This is a genomic window from Geomonas subterranea (assembly GCF_019063845.1).
Taxonomy (GTDB): domain Bacteria; phylum Desulfobacterota; class Desulfuromonadia; order Geobacterales; family Geobacteraceae; genus Geomonas; species Geomonas subterranea.
Genome location: NZ_CP077683.1, coordinates 3,164,547 through 3,179,729, shown reverse-complemented (window position 1 = coordinate 3,179,729; position 15,183 = coordinate 3,164,547). Strand labels below are relative to the sequence as shown.

Annotated in this window: 12 protein-coding genes; all 12 read left to right on the top strand. The window is 64.2% G+C overall.

Features of this window, described 5'->3' with window-relative positions; translation table 11 throughout:
* Positions 1-14 precede the first annotated feature (14 nt).
* The 12 genes from KP001_RS13840 (at position 15) to ftsZ (ending at position 14,845) form a co-directional block, all read left to right on the top strand.
* On the top strand, positions 15-1,529 hold the full coding sequence (locus KP001_RS13840; protein WP_217286197.1) for a UDP-N-acetylmuramoyl-L-alanyl-D-glutamate--2,6-diaminopimelate ligase: 1,515 nt from the start codon (positions 15-17) through the stop codon (positions 1,527-1,529).
* A gap of 234 nt (positions 1,530-1,763) precedes the next feature.
* Complete coding sequence (locus tag KP001_RS13835) at positions 1,764-3,173, top strand: UDP-N-acetylmuramoyl-tripeptide--D-alanyl-D-alanine ligase (RefSeq protein WP_224961566.1); 1,410 nt, start codon at positions 1,764-1,766, stop codon at positions 3,171-3,173.
* Entirely contained in the window at positions 3,173-4,249 is a 1,077-nt protein-coding gene (mraY, locus tag KP001_RS13830) for a phospho-N-acetylmuramoyl-pentapeptide-transferase (RefSeq protein ID WP_217286196.1), read from the top strand. The genes KP001_RS13835 and mraY overlap by 1 nt, the downstream gene beginning before the upstream one ends.
* Before the next feature lie 152 nt (positions 4,250-4,401).
* Positions 4,402-5,763: a UDP-N-acetylmuramoyl-L-alanine--D-glutamate ligase gene (murD, locus tag KP001_RS13825; protein WP_217286195.1), complete on the top strand. Its 1,362-nt coding sequence runs from the start codon at positions 4,402-4,404 to the stop codon at positions 5,761-5,763.
* Between the two features lie 20 nt (positions 5,764-5,783).
* A complete protein-coding gene (ftsW, locus tag KP001_RS13820; protein ID WP_217289617.1) occupies positions 5,784-6,863 on the top strand; it encodes a putative lipid II flippase FtsW in 1,080 nt (359 codons plus the stop codon).
* A complete protein-coding gene (gene murG, locus KP001_RS13815; protein WP_217286194.1) occupies positions 6,860-7,936 on the top strand; it encodes an undecaprenyldiphospho-muramoylpentapeptide beta-N-acetylglucosaminyltransferase in 1,077 nt (358 codons plus the stop codon). The genes ftsW and murG overlap by 4 nt, the downstream gene beginning before the upstream one ends.
* Before the next feature lie 138 nt (positions 7,937-8,074).
* Positions 8,075-9,457, top strand: a complete 1,383-nt coding sequence (gene murC, locus KP001_RS13810) for a UDP-N-acetylmuramate--L-alanine ligase (RefSeq protein WP_217286193.1) — start codon at positions 8,075-8,077, stop codon at positions 9,455-9,457.
* The gene (gene murB, locus KP001_RS13805) at positions 9,458-10,363 is read left to right on the top strand and encodes a UDP-N-acetylmuramate dehydrogenase (protein ID WP_217286192.1); all 906 of its coding nucleotides are present in this window, start codon (positions 9,458-9,460) and stop codon (positions 10,361-10,363) included.
* A 125-nt stretch (positions 10,364-10,488) separates the two neighbouring features.
* Complete coding sequence (locus tag KP001_RS13800; RefSeq protein ID WP_217286191.1) at positions 10,489-11,406, top strand: D-alanine--D-alanine ligase; 918 nt, start codon at positions 10,489-10,491, stop codon at positions 11,404-11,406.
* 94 nt (positions 11,407-11,500) lie between these two features.
* Positions 11,501-12,325, top strand: coding sequence for a cell division protein FtsQ/DivIB (locus tag KP001_RS13795; RefSeq protein ID WP_217286190.1), 825 nt, complete (start codon positions 11,501-11,503; stop codon positions 12,323-12,325).
* A gap of 15 nt (positions 12,326-12,340) precedes the next feature.
* Complete coding sequence (gene ftsA, locus KP001_RS13790; protein WP_216800665.1) at positions 12,341-13,579, top strand: cell division protein FtsA; 1,239 nt, start codon at positions 12,341-12,343, stop codon at positions 13,577-13,579.
* A gap of 111 nt (positions 13,580-13,690) precedes the next feature.
* A complete protein-coding gene (ftsZ, locus tag KP001_RS13785; protein WP_217286189.1) occupies positions 13,691-14,845 on the top strand; it encodes a cell division protein FtsZ in 1,155 nt (384 codons plus the stop codon).
* Positions 14,846-15,183: the final 338 nt, after the last annotated feature.

Sequence of the window (15,183 nt, the reverse complement as noted above, 5' to 3'; positions counted from 1 at the left end):
TCCATGGGGGAAGTATGAATCTGAGACAACTTCTGGCCTGTGTCCCGGACGCCAAGCCGACCGGGGACGACGCCGTTGAGATAACGTCGCTCTGTTACGATTCGCGACAGGTGACGCCCGGCGCCCTCTTCTTCGCCCTGCGCGGCGTGAAGAGCGACGGGACCGAATTCGTGGCATCCGCTGTAAAGGGGGGGGCGGTCGCAATTATTGCGGACCGCCCCTGCGCCGTTGCCGGGGTCACCTGTGTCGAGGTCCCCGATGCGCGCCGCGCCATGAGCCTCATGGCCGCGGTCTTCTACGGCACGCCGACCGGTGACATCCCGCTGGTCGGCATCACAGGCACCAACGGCAAGACCACCACCACCTATCTGGTCGAGGGGATCATGGAGCGTGCCGGCGTACCGGCCGCGGTGCTCGGTACCATAAGCTACCGCTTCGGGGATACCAGCATCCCCGCCCCCAACACCACCCCGGAATCGGTCGACCTGCAGCGGATCCTCAGGGAACTCGTGGACCAGGGGGCGAAGGGGGCGGTGATGGAGGTCTCCTCGCACTCGCTGGAGCAGCGCCGGGCGGACGGCTGCATCTTCGACGTGGCCATCTTCACCAACCTGACCCGCGACCACCTCGACTACCACGTGGACATGGAGTCCTACTACCAGAGTAAGCTCCGGCTCTTCACCGACCTTTTGACCCCGAACGTGCACAAGCCGCTTAGGCGCGCCGTGGTGAACCTGGACGACCCGTACGGGGCGAGGATCGCCGCCGAGTCGGCGGCTCCGGTCCTCACCTACGCCGTCGACGGCCCGGCCGACCTGAGCGTCGCCGAGGTGAACTTCTCGGTGCACGGCATCCGCTGCCGGCTCAACTCACCGGTTGGCGAGATCAACATCAACTCCGACCTCCTGGGGCGCTTCAACCTGTACAACATCATGGGCGCCGTGGGCGCCGGTCTCGCGCTGGGGGTCCCCAGGGAGGCGATCGAGGCGGGGATCGAGGGGCACAAGAAGGTGCCGGGACGCCTGGAGCGGGTACCCAACGAGCAGGGGATCATCGTCCTCGTGGACTACGCCCATACCGGCGACGCCCTGGAGAACGTGCTCTCCACCATAGCGGAGCTGAAGACGGACCGGATCATCACCCTCTTCGGTTGCGGCGGCGACCGCGACAAGGGAAAGCGCCCGGTCATGGGTGAGATCGCCGCCCGCTATAGCGACCTCGCCATCGTCACCTCTGACAACCCGCGCACCGAGGACCCCGAGGCGATCCTCGCGGACGTCAGGGCGGGGATCCCGGCCGGCCTCAAGGAGTACAGCCTGGAAGAGCTGGAGGGGGGCGTGCGCGAGAAGGGGTTCGCCACCATCGAGTCCCGGCGTACCGCGGTGCGCGCCGCCATCCTGGCCGCGCGCCCGGGGGACATCGTCCTCCTGGCGGGGAAGGGGCACGAGGATTACCAGATCGTCGGCACCGAGAAATTCCACTTCGACGACAGAGAAGAGGCGGCCGCGGCCCTGAAGCTCAGGGCGTAAAAAAAGGTTCCCTTTTCCCTTATTTTGCGGCACATTACATAGTTTCGGCAGACCCGCTTCCCACCCTCCCTTGACGGATGAGGGCAGGGAGGTGGGTGAAGCCGCACGCAGAGCGAGATGATGGAACCTTCCCCCACCCCCTATCCCCTCCCGCGAGGGGAGGTGGACCAAGAAGGCACAGGGAAAAAGAATAAGGGCGCAAGCGTCCGGCAGCATAAGGAAACAAGGATCCAGATGGCGATGTTCACGCTTAAGGAAATAGCCGAGGCGACCGGCGGTAGATTGATCGGCGAGGGGCAGACCGTAGTCTCAGGCGTCTCCACCGACTCGCGCCAGGTGGCCCCGGGCGAGCTGTTCGTGGCGCTCAACGGCGAGCGCTTCGACGGCCACGACTTCATCGGTACGGCGGCCGGACGCGGCGTCACCACCTTCCTCATGGCCGAGAGCTGGCTTGCCGGCAACGGTGTTCCGGCGGGCGCCTGCGGCGTCGCCGTCAAGGACACCCTGCGCGCCCTTGGCGACCTGGCCGCCTGGCACCGCCGCCGCTTCGACCTCAAGGTGGTGGCGGTGACCGGCAGCAACGGCAAGACCACTACCAAGGAGATGCTGGCGGGCATCCTGGCCCAGACCGGTCCCGGCTTGAAAACCGAGGGGAACCTGAACAACCTGATCGGCCTGCCGCTCACCCTGTTCCGCCTCACCGGGCGCGAGCGCTGGGCGGTGGTCGAAATCGGCATGAGCGAGTTCGGCGAGATAGACCGGCTGGCCGAGATCGCCGAGCCGCAGGTGGGGGTCATCACCAACGCCTTCCCGGCGCACCTGGAGACCCTGGGGAGCGTTGAAGGTGTGGCGCGCGCCAAAGGTGAGCTGTTCCTGCGCCTGAAACAGGGCGCGGTCGCCGTCTACAACGTGGACGATCCGCTCATCTCGGCCTGCCCGACCCACCTCAACGTGACCCGGCTCACCTTCGGCCTGCGCGGCGCCGAGATTTCCTCCGCCTCCATCAGGAGCCTCGGTAAAGAGGGGGAGAGCTTCACCTTGCGGCTTCCCGACGGCGAGGAGCAGGTGACGCTCAGGGCCTACGGCCGGCATAACATCTACAACGCCCTGGCCGCGGCGGCAGCCGCACATGCGCTGGGCGTGTCCGGAGCGGTGATCCGCCAGGGGCTCGAGGAATTCACCCCCTACGACAAGCGCTTCCAGCTCGAGGACGTCGCCGGGGTGACGCTCATCGACGACAGCTACAACGCCAACCCCGCCTCCATGGCGGCCGCCCTCACCACCTTGAAGGACGTGGCCGGCGGCGCGAGATGCGCGGCGGTCCTGGGCGACATGCTGGAGCTTGGCCTGGGCACCGAGGAGGCACACCGGGAGCTCGGCGGCAAGGCGGCGGCGAGCGTGGAGCGTCTCTTCCTTTTGGGAGAGCTGGCCCGGGAGGTCGCCAAGGGTGCGCTGGAAGCGGGGCTCCCGGCAGAGCGGATCGTGCACGCGGCGAGCCACGAGGAGCTATCCCGCGAACTGATCGCCTGGCTCGAACCCGGCGACTGCGTCCTCTTCAAGGGGTCGCGCGGCATGAAGATGGACAAGGTGGCGACGGCGGTAAAAGAGGCGCTGGCACCCACGAAACAAGGGGGGCATGACTGATGCTGTACCATCTTTTGTATCCGCTCGCCTCGGACTACAAGCTTTTCAACGTCTTCAAATACCTGACATTCCGTACCATCTACGCCATGATCACGGCGCTGGTGCTCTCCTTCATCGTGGGGCCCTGGGTGGTTAGGAAGCTGGAAGGGCTGCAGGCGCGCCAGGTGATCCGCACCGACGGCCCGGAGTCGCACCTGAAGAAGCAGGGGACCCCGACGATGGGCGGGGTGCTGATCCTGGTCTGCATCATCGTGCCGACCCTTCTGTGGGCCGACCTGAAGAACGTCTTCATCTGGCTCACCCTGCTCATCATCGCGGGATACGGCGTGCTCGGTTTCGTGGATGACTACAAGAAGGTGGTGGAGAAGAACCCCAAGGGGCTCTCGCCGCGCCAGAAGATGTTCTGGCAGGTGATCCTGGCCGGCGGCGTCGGCATCTTCCTCTACAACCTCCCCGGCTTCTCCACCGAGCTGTACTTCCCCTTCTTCAAGAGGCTGCACCCGGAGCTGGGGATACTGTTCATCCCGTTCGTCACCCTGGTCATCGTGGGGGCGAGCAACGCGGTGAACCTGACGGACGGCCTCGACGGCCTGGCCATCGGCCCGGTGGCGATCAACGCCGCCACCTACATGCTGTTCTGCTACATCGCCGGCAACGCGAGACTCTCCGGTTACCTGCAGATCCCCTACGTCCCGGGCGGCGGCGAGCTCGCCGTGCTGTGCGGGGCCATGGTCGGCGCGGGTCTCGGGTTCCTCTGGTACAACAGCTACCCCGCCGAGGTATTCATGGGGGACGTCGGCTCGCTGTCGCTCGGGGGAGGGCTCGGCACCCTGGCCGTGCTCACCAAGCAGGAGATCCTGCTGGTCATCGTCGGCGGCGTGTTCGTGGTCGAGGCTCTTTCGGTAATTTTCCAGGTGGGGTCGTACAAGTACCGCGGTAAGCGGATCTTCCGCATGGCGCCCATTCATCATCATTTTGAATTGAAGGGGGTGGCCGAGCCGAAGATCATCGTCAGGTTCTGGATCATCACCATCATCCTGGCCCTGGTCGCCATCTCGACTTTGAAGATGCGCTAGCCGCCCTGCGCCCCCCTTTGCGAAGTTTCATCGCGAAATGGGAAGCGAGGGTGCCGCCGGCCACAACGTACTGTCCGTGAACCCGCGTTCCCCCCCTTTGCGAAGGGGGGACAGGGGGGATTCAGGTTTTTCTGGAGATAAAAGAAGGTCACATGGAATTAAAGGACAAGAAAATACTGGTGGTGGGGCTGGCGAAGACCGGCGTCGCCGTGACCCGCTTCCTGGCGGAGCGCGGGGCGCTCGTCACGGTCACCGACATGCGTGATGACGAGGCGCTTGCGGACGTCCTGGCGGAACTCTCCGATCTCGACCTCTGCCTGGAACTCGGCCGTCACGTCCCCTACAGCTTCCTGATGGCGGACCTGATCGTGGTCTCCCCCGGCGTCCCCATGGACATCAAACCGCTGGAGATGGCGCGGGCCCAGAAGCGCCGCGTGGTAAGCGAGGTGGAACTCGCCTCCTGGTTCATCGAAGCCCCCATGGTCGCCATCACCGGCACCAACGGCAAGACCACCACGACCACCCTGACCGGAGAGATCTTCAAGGGGTGCGGCTTCGACACCTTCGTCGGCGGCAACATCGGCAATCCCCTCATCGAACTCGCCATGAGCGGCGAGCGGGTGGAGCGCGTCGTGGTCGAACTCTCCTCCTTCCAACTTGAGGGAGTCGAGAGCTTCCGCCCCCACGTCGCTGTGCTTTTGAACCTGACCGAGGACCACCTGGACCGCTACCACAGCTTCCAGGAGTACATCGACGCCAAGCTGCGCATCTTCGAGAACCAGGGACCCGAGGACTTCGCGGTCCTGAACATCGACGACCCGCTGGTGGCCGCCTGCGCCTCGAAGCTGAAGGCGCGCCTCTTCCCGATGAGCCGCTTCCACGAGCTGGAAGAGGGGATCAGCTACCGTGACGGATTCATCACCTTCGCCCACGACGGCAAGGTGCTCCGCTTCGGGACCGACGGCTTCAAGCTGAAGGGGGTGCACAACCTGGACAACATCATGGCCAGCATGGCGTCCACGCTCCTCATGCGCTGCGACGGCGACTGCGCCTACGCCACGGTCAAGCATTTCAAGGGGCTGCCGCACCGCATGGAGTTCGTCGAGGAAGTGAACGGTGTCGCCTACTACGAGGACAGCAAGGGGACCAACGTCGGCAGCGTGGTCAAGTCCCTGGAAAGCTTCGACTCCGGCATCACCCTCATCGCCGGGGGCAAGGACAAGGGGGGCTCCTACGAGCCGCTGGCCCAGCTCGTATCCCAACGGGTCAGCCACCTGGTCCTGATCGGCGAGGCGCGGGAGCGGATGCACCAGGCGCTGGGCGATCTCACCGATACCCACTTCGCCGACACGCTGGAGGAGGCGGTCGAGACCGCCCGCAGGCTGACCCGGCCCGGCGGCGTGGTCCTCTTCTCGCCGGCCTGTTCCAGCTTCGACATGTTCAAGAACTACGAGGAGCGCGCGGAGCGCTTCAAGGCGGCGGTACGCGCGGCCAAGGAGGCTGAGAAGAAGTGAGGCGACTGGAGGGGTACGACATGATCGTGCTTATGATGGCGGTGATCCTCACCTGTTTCGGTGTGGTCATGGTCTACTCCGCGTCCTCCGTCATGGCGGCCAAGAGGTTCCACGACGGCTTCTTCTTCCTGAAAAGGCAGTCCCTCTACGCGCTCATCGGGTTCATCGGCATGGGGCTCGCCATGCACGTCGACTACCACGTCTGGAAGAAATGGGCGGTGCCGCTCTTTCTGGGGACCTTCTTCCTGCTCCTGCTGGTCTTCGTGCCGGGAATCGGGGGGACCGCCAAGGGGGCCTCGCGCTGGATCCGCCTCCCCGGCTTCAACTTCCAGCCCTCCGAACTCGCCAAGGTGGCGCTGATCATGTACATGGCCTACTCGCTGGAGAAGCGCCAGGAGAAGCTCAAGCAGTTCATGTCCGGTTTCTTCCCGTACATGTTGATCCTCGGGGTCTTCATCGCGATCCTCCTGGCGCAGCACGACATGGGGGCGGCGCTCACCATGCTGGTGGTCGCCATCGTGATGCTCTTCGCGGCGGGGACCAAGGTGCAGTACATCCTGGGGATGGGGCTCGTCACCCTGCCCGGCGTCTGCTACCTGGTCTTCACCAAGGCGTACCGAATGCGGCGCATCACCGCGTTTCTGGATCCCTGGCAGGACCCGACCGACGCCGGGTTCCAGATCATCCAGTCCTGGCTGGCGCTCGGGACCGGCGGCTTCTTCGGGCAGGGACTCGGGGAAGGGAAACAGAAATTGTTCTACCTCCCCGAAGCGCATACCGACTTCATCCTTTCCGTCCTCGGCGAGGAGATGGGGTTCATCGGGGTCGTGGTCATCGCCTCGATGTTCCTGTTGCTGGTGCAAAGGAGCATCCGGGTCGCCATCGCCGCCGAGGACAGCTTCGGCAGGTTCCTCGCCTTCGGCATCGCCACGCTGCTCGGCCTGGAGGCCTTCATCAACATGTCGGTGGTCACGGGACTGCTTCCCACCAAGGGGATCGCGCTCCCGTTTTTGAGCTATGGCGGCAGCTCGCTCATCATCTCGCTCTGCGCGGTGGGGGTGCTCCTCAACGTTTCCACCAGGATGAGGGGGACACCATGAGGCTGATCATCGCGGGAGGCGGCACCGGAGGGCACCTCTTTCCGGGGATAGCGGTGGCCGAGGAATTCCTGGCACGGAGTTCCGAGAACGAGGTCCTGTTCGTCGGGACCGAGCGCGGCATCGAGGCGCGCCTTTTGCCGAAGCTTGGGTACAAGCTGGAGCTTATCTCCGCCAGCGGCATGAAGGGGCTCGGTACGGTTAAGAAGCTTATGAGCGCCGGGCGCCTGCTGTACGGCTACGCGCAGTCCCGGAAGATCCTGAAGGAATTCCGGCCCGACCTGGTGCTCGGTGTCGGCGGCTACGCCTCCGCTCCGATCCTCCTTGCCGCCAAGGGGATGGGGATCCCGCGATTTATTCATGAACAAAATGCGTTGCCCGGCCTGACCAACAAGGTGTTGAGCCGAGTCGTGGACGGGGTCTTCATCTCCATGGAGGAGGCCGCGGCCTTCTTCCCCGAGGGGATCACCCAGATGACCGGCAATCCGATCCGCAAGGAAATCCTCTGGGGCTTTCAGGAGCAGCGGGCCAGAAAGAGCGGAGACTTCAGCATCCTGGTCTTCGGCGGCAGCGCCGGCGCGCAGCGCATCAACTCCGCCATGCTGGAGGCGCTGCCCCACCTGGAGCAGGTGAAGGGGAAGCTGCGCATCACGCACCAGACCGGCGAGAAGGACGTGGCGCGTGTGCGCGAGGGGTACCAGGCCCGGGGCGTCCAGGCACAGGTGCTTTCTTTCATCGACGACATGTCCGCGGCCTACGGCGCGGCCGACCTCGTGATCTGCCGGGCCGGGGCGACCACCATCGCCGAGGTGACCGCCTGCGGCAAGGGGTGCGTCTTCATCCCGTATCCGTACGCGGCCGACGACCACCAGAGGAAGAACGCCGAGTCGCTGGTGAAGCGCGATGCCGGAAGGATGATCCTGGAGGAGGATTTGACGGGCGAGCACCTGGCCGCCGAGATCCTGCAGCTGATGGAGCACCCCGAGCAGATGGCCGAGTTGGAGAAGAACGCCAGGTCCCTGGCCCAGCTCGACGCCGCTCAGGCCATCGTCGCGGCCATGGTTTTGAAAAAATAACAGACGTTCCAAGTGCTACGTTCCGGGTTCCACGTTGAAACCTGAACCGGCTGCCAGAGAAGCCTCCCCTGTGGAAGGGGGAGCAGTTAACGTAGAACGTAGAACATAGAACGTAGAACGGTCGTTAAGGGAGTTTCTGTGTACGGAAAGATAGAGAGGATACATTTCGTCGGTATCGGCGGCATCGGCATGAGCGGGATCGCGGAAGTGCTCTTGAACCTCGGGTACAAGGTGACCGGCTCCGACCTGAAGAGCTCGGATACCACCCAGCGCCTGGAAAGCCTCGGGGGCGAGATCTTCATCGGCCACGCCGCCGAGAACGTGGCCCAGGCGGACGTCGTGGTCATCTCGAGCGCCGTGCATGAAGACAACCCCGAGGTGATCGAGGCACACCTGAAGCTGATCCCGGTGATCCCGAGGGCGGAGATGCTCGCCGAACTGATGCGCATGAAGTACGGCGTCGCGGTCGCCGGCACCCACGGCAAGACCACCACCACCTCGATGGTCGCGACGCTCCTCGCCAAGGGGGGCATCGACCCGACCATGGTGATCGGCGGGAGGCTGAACTCGCTTGGGAGCAACGCGCGCCTTGGCCAGGGACAGTTCCTGGTGGCCGAGGCGGACGAGTCCGACGGCTCGTTTCTCCTCCTCTCCCCGACCATCGCCGTCGTGACCAACATCGACGCCGACCACCTGGACTTCTACAGCGGCATCGAGGAGATCAAGGACACCTTCGTAGAGTTCATCAACAAGGTCCCCTTCTACGGCCTGGCCGTCCTCTGCCTCGATAACGGCAACATCGCCGACATCCTGCCGCGGGTGAAGAAACGCTTCACCAGCTACGGTCTCTCGGCCCAGGCGGACTTCCGCGCCACCGACGTGCGCCTCTCCGGCTTCTCCACGAGCTTCGTGGCCCACCACAAGGGGGTCAGGCTGGGAGAGATCACCTTCTCCATGCCCGGCGCGCACAACGTGCTGAACGCGCTGGCCTCCATCGCGGTCGCCATGGAACTGGACATTCCGTTCGAGACCATCCAGGAAGGGTTCAAGGCCTTCGGCGGCGTCGGGCGCCGCTTCTCCCTCAAGGGGGAGGTGAACGGCATCATGGTGGTGGACGATTACGGCCACCACCCGACCGAGATCAAGGCGACCCTGGCCGCGGCCAAGGCCGGTTTCGCGGAGAACCGCCTGGTGGTCGTGTTCCAGCCGCACCGCTATTCGCGCACCAAGGAGCTCTTCGAGGACTTCGTCAAGGCGTTCCACGACGCCGACGTACTGATCCTCACCGACATCTACGCGGCCGGAGAGGCCCCCATAGAGGGGATCACCGCCGAATCGCTGGCCGCCCGGGTCAGAAGGCACGGCCAGAAGGACGTCACCTGGATCCCGGAGCGCGACAAGCTCTGCGAACACCTGGAGCGGGTGCTCGCACCGGGCGATATCCTGCTCACCTTGGGGGCGGGCAACGTCTGGCAGGTGGGCGAGACCATGCTGGAGCGCCTGAAGGCCGCGGGGGCATAAGTGACCTGGTCCCGGGCCGAGCTGGAGCGGGTGGCGCAAGAGGTACGGGGGACCGTCCTGTGGGACGAACCCATGTCCCGGCACACCTCGCTCAGGGTAGGCGGCCCGGCGGATCTCTACCTGGAGCCGGCAGACCTTGCCGATCTGGAGCGGACCATGGTGCTCATCCGGTCCGCCGGCGTCCCGTGCCTCGTGGCAGGGGGGGGATACAACCTGTTAGTCCGCGACGGCGGCATCAGGGGATGCGTGGTCTCCCTAAAGCGGCTGGACGCGGTGGAACCGCTGCCGGGGGCGAGGCTCGAGGTGGGCGCCGGGGTCACCAACCAGGCCCTCACCCGCTACGCCGCGCAAAACTGCCTGGGGGGGATCGAGTTCCTGAGCGCCATCCCGGGGAGTTTCGGCGGCGCGCTGACCATGAACGCCGGCGCCCACGGTGGCGAGACCATGCAGCGGGTCGAGCTGCTGACCACCCTGCGGGAGAGCGGGGTGCTGGTCCGGAAAAGAAGCGAGCTGGAATACGGCTACCGCTTTCTCAAGCTGGAACCGGGCGAGATCGTGCTGGGGGCGCGGCTGAGACTCGAGCCTGCCGAGCGCCGCCTGATCGAGGAGAACATACAGGAGTACATCACCAAGCGCGGCGGCCAGCGGGTCGGCTTTCCCAATGCGGGATCCTTCTTCAAGAACCCGCCCGGCGGGAGCGCATGGCGCCTGATCGATGAGGCGGGGCTGCGTGGCTGGATGATCGGGGGGGCGCAGGTCTCCGAGGTGCACACGAACTTCCTGGTGAACCGCGGCGGCGCCACGGCCACCGATTTCCTGACCCTGGCGGAGCTGATCAAGCGCCGGGTGAAGGAGCATAGCGGGGTGGAGCTCGAAGAAGAAGTAAGGGTGGTCGGCGAAGCTTAGCTTGTATCTTCCTTCCCCACCCGCAAGGAGAGGGGATACACGGAAGTGACCCTCTCCCAGAGGGGGACCCGGAGCTGATGGCAGTACAAGGACAAAGGAAACAAAAAGAAAAAGGAAGTAACGCGATGACCGTACAGGAGCTGAAAACCAAGAAGATCGCCGTGCTGATGGGGGGACTTTCCGCAGAGCGCGAGGTGTCCCTTAACAGCGGCAAGGCGGTGCTCGCCTCGCTCACGCGCCAGGGGTACGACGCCGTCGGCATCGACGTCGGGCGCGACCTGGCCCAGCGACTGGCCGGGGAGAAGGTGGAGTTAGCCTTCATCGCCCTGCACGGCCGCTTCGGTGAGGACGGTTCCGTCCAGGGGCTCCTGGAACTGATGGCTATCCCCTACACCGGTTCCGGGGTCCTCGCCTCCGCCCTTGCCATAGACAAGATCGCCGCCAAGGTGATGTTTGCCGCCGCCGGGCTGAAGCTCGCCCCCTACCAGGTGCTGCGCCGCGGCGAGGAGCTGAAGCTCGAGAACCCCCTCCCGGTGGTGGTGAAGCCCTCCAAGGAAGGCTCTTCGGTGGGCGTCAGCATCGTGAAGGAGCCCGGGCAGATGGCAAAGGCGCTCAAGGAGGCCTTCCGCTACGACTCCGAGATCCTGGTCGAGGCGTTCATCAGCGGCAAGGAAGTCCAGGTCGGCATCCTCGACGGACGCGCCATGGGCGCCATCGAGATCGTCCCGAAGAACGAGTTCTACGACTACGAGGCGAAGTACACCGACGGGGGCGCCGAGCACATCCTCCCGGCCCGCCTGCCGGAGAACGTCTACCGTGCGGTCTTGAAGGAAGGGGAGAAGGCGCATGCCGCCCTGGGGTGCGACTGCTACAGCCGCGTCGATTTCCTCGTGAACGAGGCGGGAGAGTGCTACCTTCTCGAGGTGAACACCCTGCCGGGCATGACGGACCTGAGCCTGCTGCCGGAGATCGCCCGCGGATCGGACATCGATTTCGATCAACTGGTGGTGCGCATCCTCCTGGCCGCATCGCTCAAGATCTGACCGAACTGAAGCTCTGATTCAACCTGCAGTCTGAGCCTGATTTGTAGCCGGATGTTATTTGTTGCACTGAAATTCAATCTAGACGGTAACTGCAATGCGCGACCTGCACGCTAAAAAACAGAGGGTGCCCCACAACAGGGTTAAGAAGGCACCCAAAGAGCGCAAGCCGATCAACTGGGGCCCCATTCTCAAGTGGCTCTCCCGGGGGATTGGCGCCTCTGCCATCTGCGCCGTCGCCGGCTTCGGCGGCTGGAAGGCGTATGGCCTCGTCTCGCGCACGACGCTGCTCCGTCTGGAAACCATCGAGGTTTCACAGCTCAAGAAGGTCTCCCGGGACGAGATCATCACCCTCGCCGGGGTGAGGCCCGGGGACTCCATGCTGGGGCTGGACTTGAAGACCATCATGGCGCGGCTCTCCAAGGACCCCTGGCTGGAACAGGTCCAGGTGCGCCGCTACTTCCCGCACACCCTTTCGATAACGGCTTCCGAACGGACGCCCCAGGCCGTCGCCAACGTCGGATGCCTCTACTACCTGGACGAAAAGGGAGTGCTGTTCAAGTCTCTCTCCGAGGGGGACCGCCTCGACTTCCCGCTCATCACCGGCATCACCGAGGAGGATCTGGCCCAGGACCCGAAGGGGAGCCAGGAGGCGCTCAAGAACGCGCTGCAGCTGATAGCCACCCTGAGGAGCGGGAGCGTGTTCACCCTGGCCGACATCTCGGAGATCCATTACAGCAAGGGGTACGGCTTCACCCTGTTCACCATGCAGGGGGGCGTTCCGGTGAAACTGGGCAACGGCGACTTCAGCCAGAAGCTCGCGCGCCTGTCCAACATCTACCGCGACCTCAAACCGCAAATGCAGGCTTTGGATTACATAGACCTCGATTACATCGACAAAATCATAGTGAAAAAAGTGTAGGAAAAGGGGGGGAGCATGTCCGCAACCAGAAGGGATAACCTGATCGTCGGCCTCGACATAGGCACAACCAAGATCTGCGCCATCGTCGGCAACGTCACCGAGGACGGCATCGACATCGTCGGCATCGGCACCAGCCCGTCCAAGGGGCTCAGGAAAGGTGTCGTGATCAACATCGAGAGCACCGTCTCCGCGATCAAGAAGGCGATCGAGGAGGCCGAGCTGATGGCCGGCTGCGAGATCAAGTCCGTCTACGCCGGAATCGCCGGCGGGCACATCAAAGGGTTCAACTCCCAGGGCGTCATCGCCATCAAGAACCGCGAGGTTTCCCCCGAGGACGTGAAGCGCGTGATCGAGGCCGCCAAGGCCATCGCCATCCCGATGGACCGCGAAGTGATCCACATCCTCCCCCAGGAATTCATCATTGACGACCAGGACGGCATCCGCGAGCCGCTGGGAATGAGCGGCGTCCGGCTGGAAGCCAAGGTGCACATCGTCACCGGTGCCGTGGCGAGCGCCCAGAACATCGTCAAGTCCTGCAACCGCGCCGGGCTCGAGGTGGCGGACATCGTCCTCGAGCAGCTCTCCTCCTCCGAAGCGGTGCTCTCCGCCGATGAGAAGGAACTGGGCGTCGCGCTGGTGGACATCGGCGGCGGCACCACCGACATCGCCATCTTCGTTGACGGCGCCATCAAGCACACCTCCGTGCTCTCGCTTGGCGGCAACCACCTCACCAACGACATCGCGGTCGGCCTCAGGACCCCCATGGCCGAAGCGGAGCGCATCAAGCAGAAGTACGGCTGCTGCCTCTCCTCCCTGGTCGGCAAGGACGAGACCATCGAGGTTCCAAGCGTCGGCGGCAGAAAGCCGCGCGTCCTCTCCCGCCAGCTCCTGTGCGAGATCCTGGAGCCGCGCGTCGAGGAGATCTTCACCCTGGTGAACCGCGAGATCGTGAAGAGCGGCCTCGAGGACATGATCGCCTCGGGCGTCGTGATCACCGGCGGCTCCACCATCCTGGAAGGGATGCCGGAACTGGCCGAGCAGATCTTCAACCTGCCGGTGCGCCGCGGCCTGCCGCAACGGATCGGCGGCCTCACCGATGTAGTCAATTCGCCTGTTTACGCGACCGGCGTGGGCCTCGTCGTCTACGGCTCCAAGAACGTGGGCGTGCACGAGTTCCCGACCCAGCAAAGTGACGAGACGGTGTTCCGTCGGGTGAGCCGCAGGATGAAGGATTGGTTCGGCGAGTTCTTCTAAAAAAACACTAGATGTAGTGTTTTAAGACTTCCATTATCACGGCAAACGTAGTATAAAACGGCCTAATATTTTTCCCGTCGCCGGGGGGCGCGATCATAAGGGGGGTAGTTCATGTTTCATTTCGATGAAAGCATCGACCAGAGTGCGAAGATAAAGGTGATAGGCGTTGGTGGTTCCGGCGGGAACGCAGTCAACACCATGATGGCTGTGGGTATCACCGGGGTCGATTTCATCGTTGCCAATACCGATGCGCAGGCGCTCAGGATGTCCAAGGCGCCGGTCAAGATACAGATCGGAACCCAGCTCACCAAGGGGCTTGGCGCGGGGGCGAACCCCAACGTCGGCCGCGACGCCGCTCTCGAGGACAAGGACAAGGTCACCGAGGCGCTCAAGGGTGCCGACATGATCTTCGTCGCAGCCGGCATGGGCGGCGGCACCGGCACCGGCGCGGCGCCGATCATCGCGGAGATCGCCCGCGAGCAGGGCGCCCTCACCGTGGGGGTGGTGACCAAGCCGTTCACCCGCGAAGGTCGTCAGCGTCTCGCCAAGGGCGAGGACGGGATCAAGGAACTCAAGAAGCACGTCGATTCCCTGATCGTGATCCCCAACGACAGGCTCCTGGGCCTGGCCGGAAAGTCCATGTCCATCCTGGACGCCTTCAAGCCTTCCGATGACGTGCTGCGCCAGGCGGTGCAGGGCATCTCCGACCTGATCACCCAGTCCGGCCTGATCAACGTCGACTTCGCCGACGTCAAGTCGATCATGAGCGAGCGCGGCATGGCCATGATGGGCATCGGTCTGGGCAACGGCGAGAACCGCGCCGTTGACGCGGCCCTCAAGGCCATCTCCAGTCCGCTCCTCGAAGACATCGACATCTCCGGCGCCAAGGGCGTCTTGGTCAACATCTCCGGTTCCTCCTCGATGACCATGGACGAGTTCGACGCCGCCAGCAAGGTGATCCACGAGAAGGTGCACGAGGACGCCAACATCATCGTCGGTCTGGTCATCGACGAGAACCTGGGCGAGACCATCAAGGTCACCGCCATTGCCACTGGCTTCGGCGACCGCTTCGACCTCGATAAGGGGCGTCACGAGATCAAGAACGTGAGCACCCTGGTGAAACCGCAGCCCGAGGTGAACCGCGAGATCCCAACCTACATCCGCGCCAAGCAGGAGCGCGAGGCCACCAGGCAGCAGCGCAGCTTCCTGATGGACGACGAGGATCAGTACGACATCCCGACCTTCCTGAGGAAGTCCGTCGACTAACACCGGCCCGCAGACGAAACGACAAGGCCCGGCCCCGCGAGGGAGCCGGGCCTTTTTTTGTCGGGTTGGCCTTTCCCCCTCCCTTGACGGCCCTGCGCGCCGAAGAGCTTTGTCCCCAGGAGGCAGGAGGGGGCAGGGGGGGCGAAGCCGCAAGCACGGTAATGGTGGCACTCTCCCCCACTCCGTACCCGCTCCCGCAAGGGGAGGGGGGGATTCCCTCCCTTTTTCGCCTCTATCCCCCCCTCTCCCTCAAGCATCCGCAGATTTATCCGATAGGTTCACAATGGCCTTTTTGTCCAAACCAGGCCGCCCCTGTGGCGCACGCTAAGTCGGAGTTC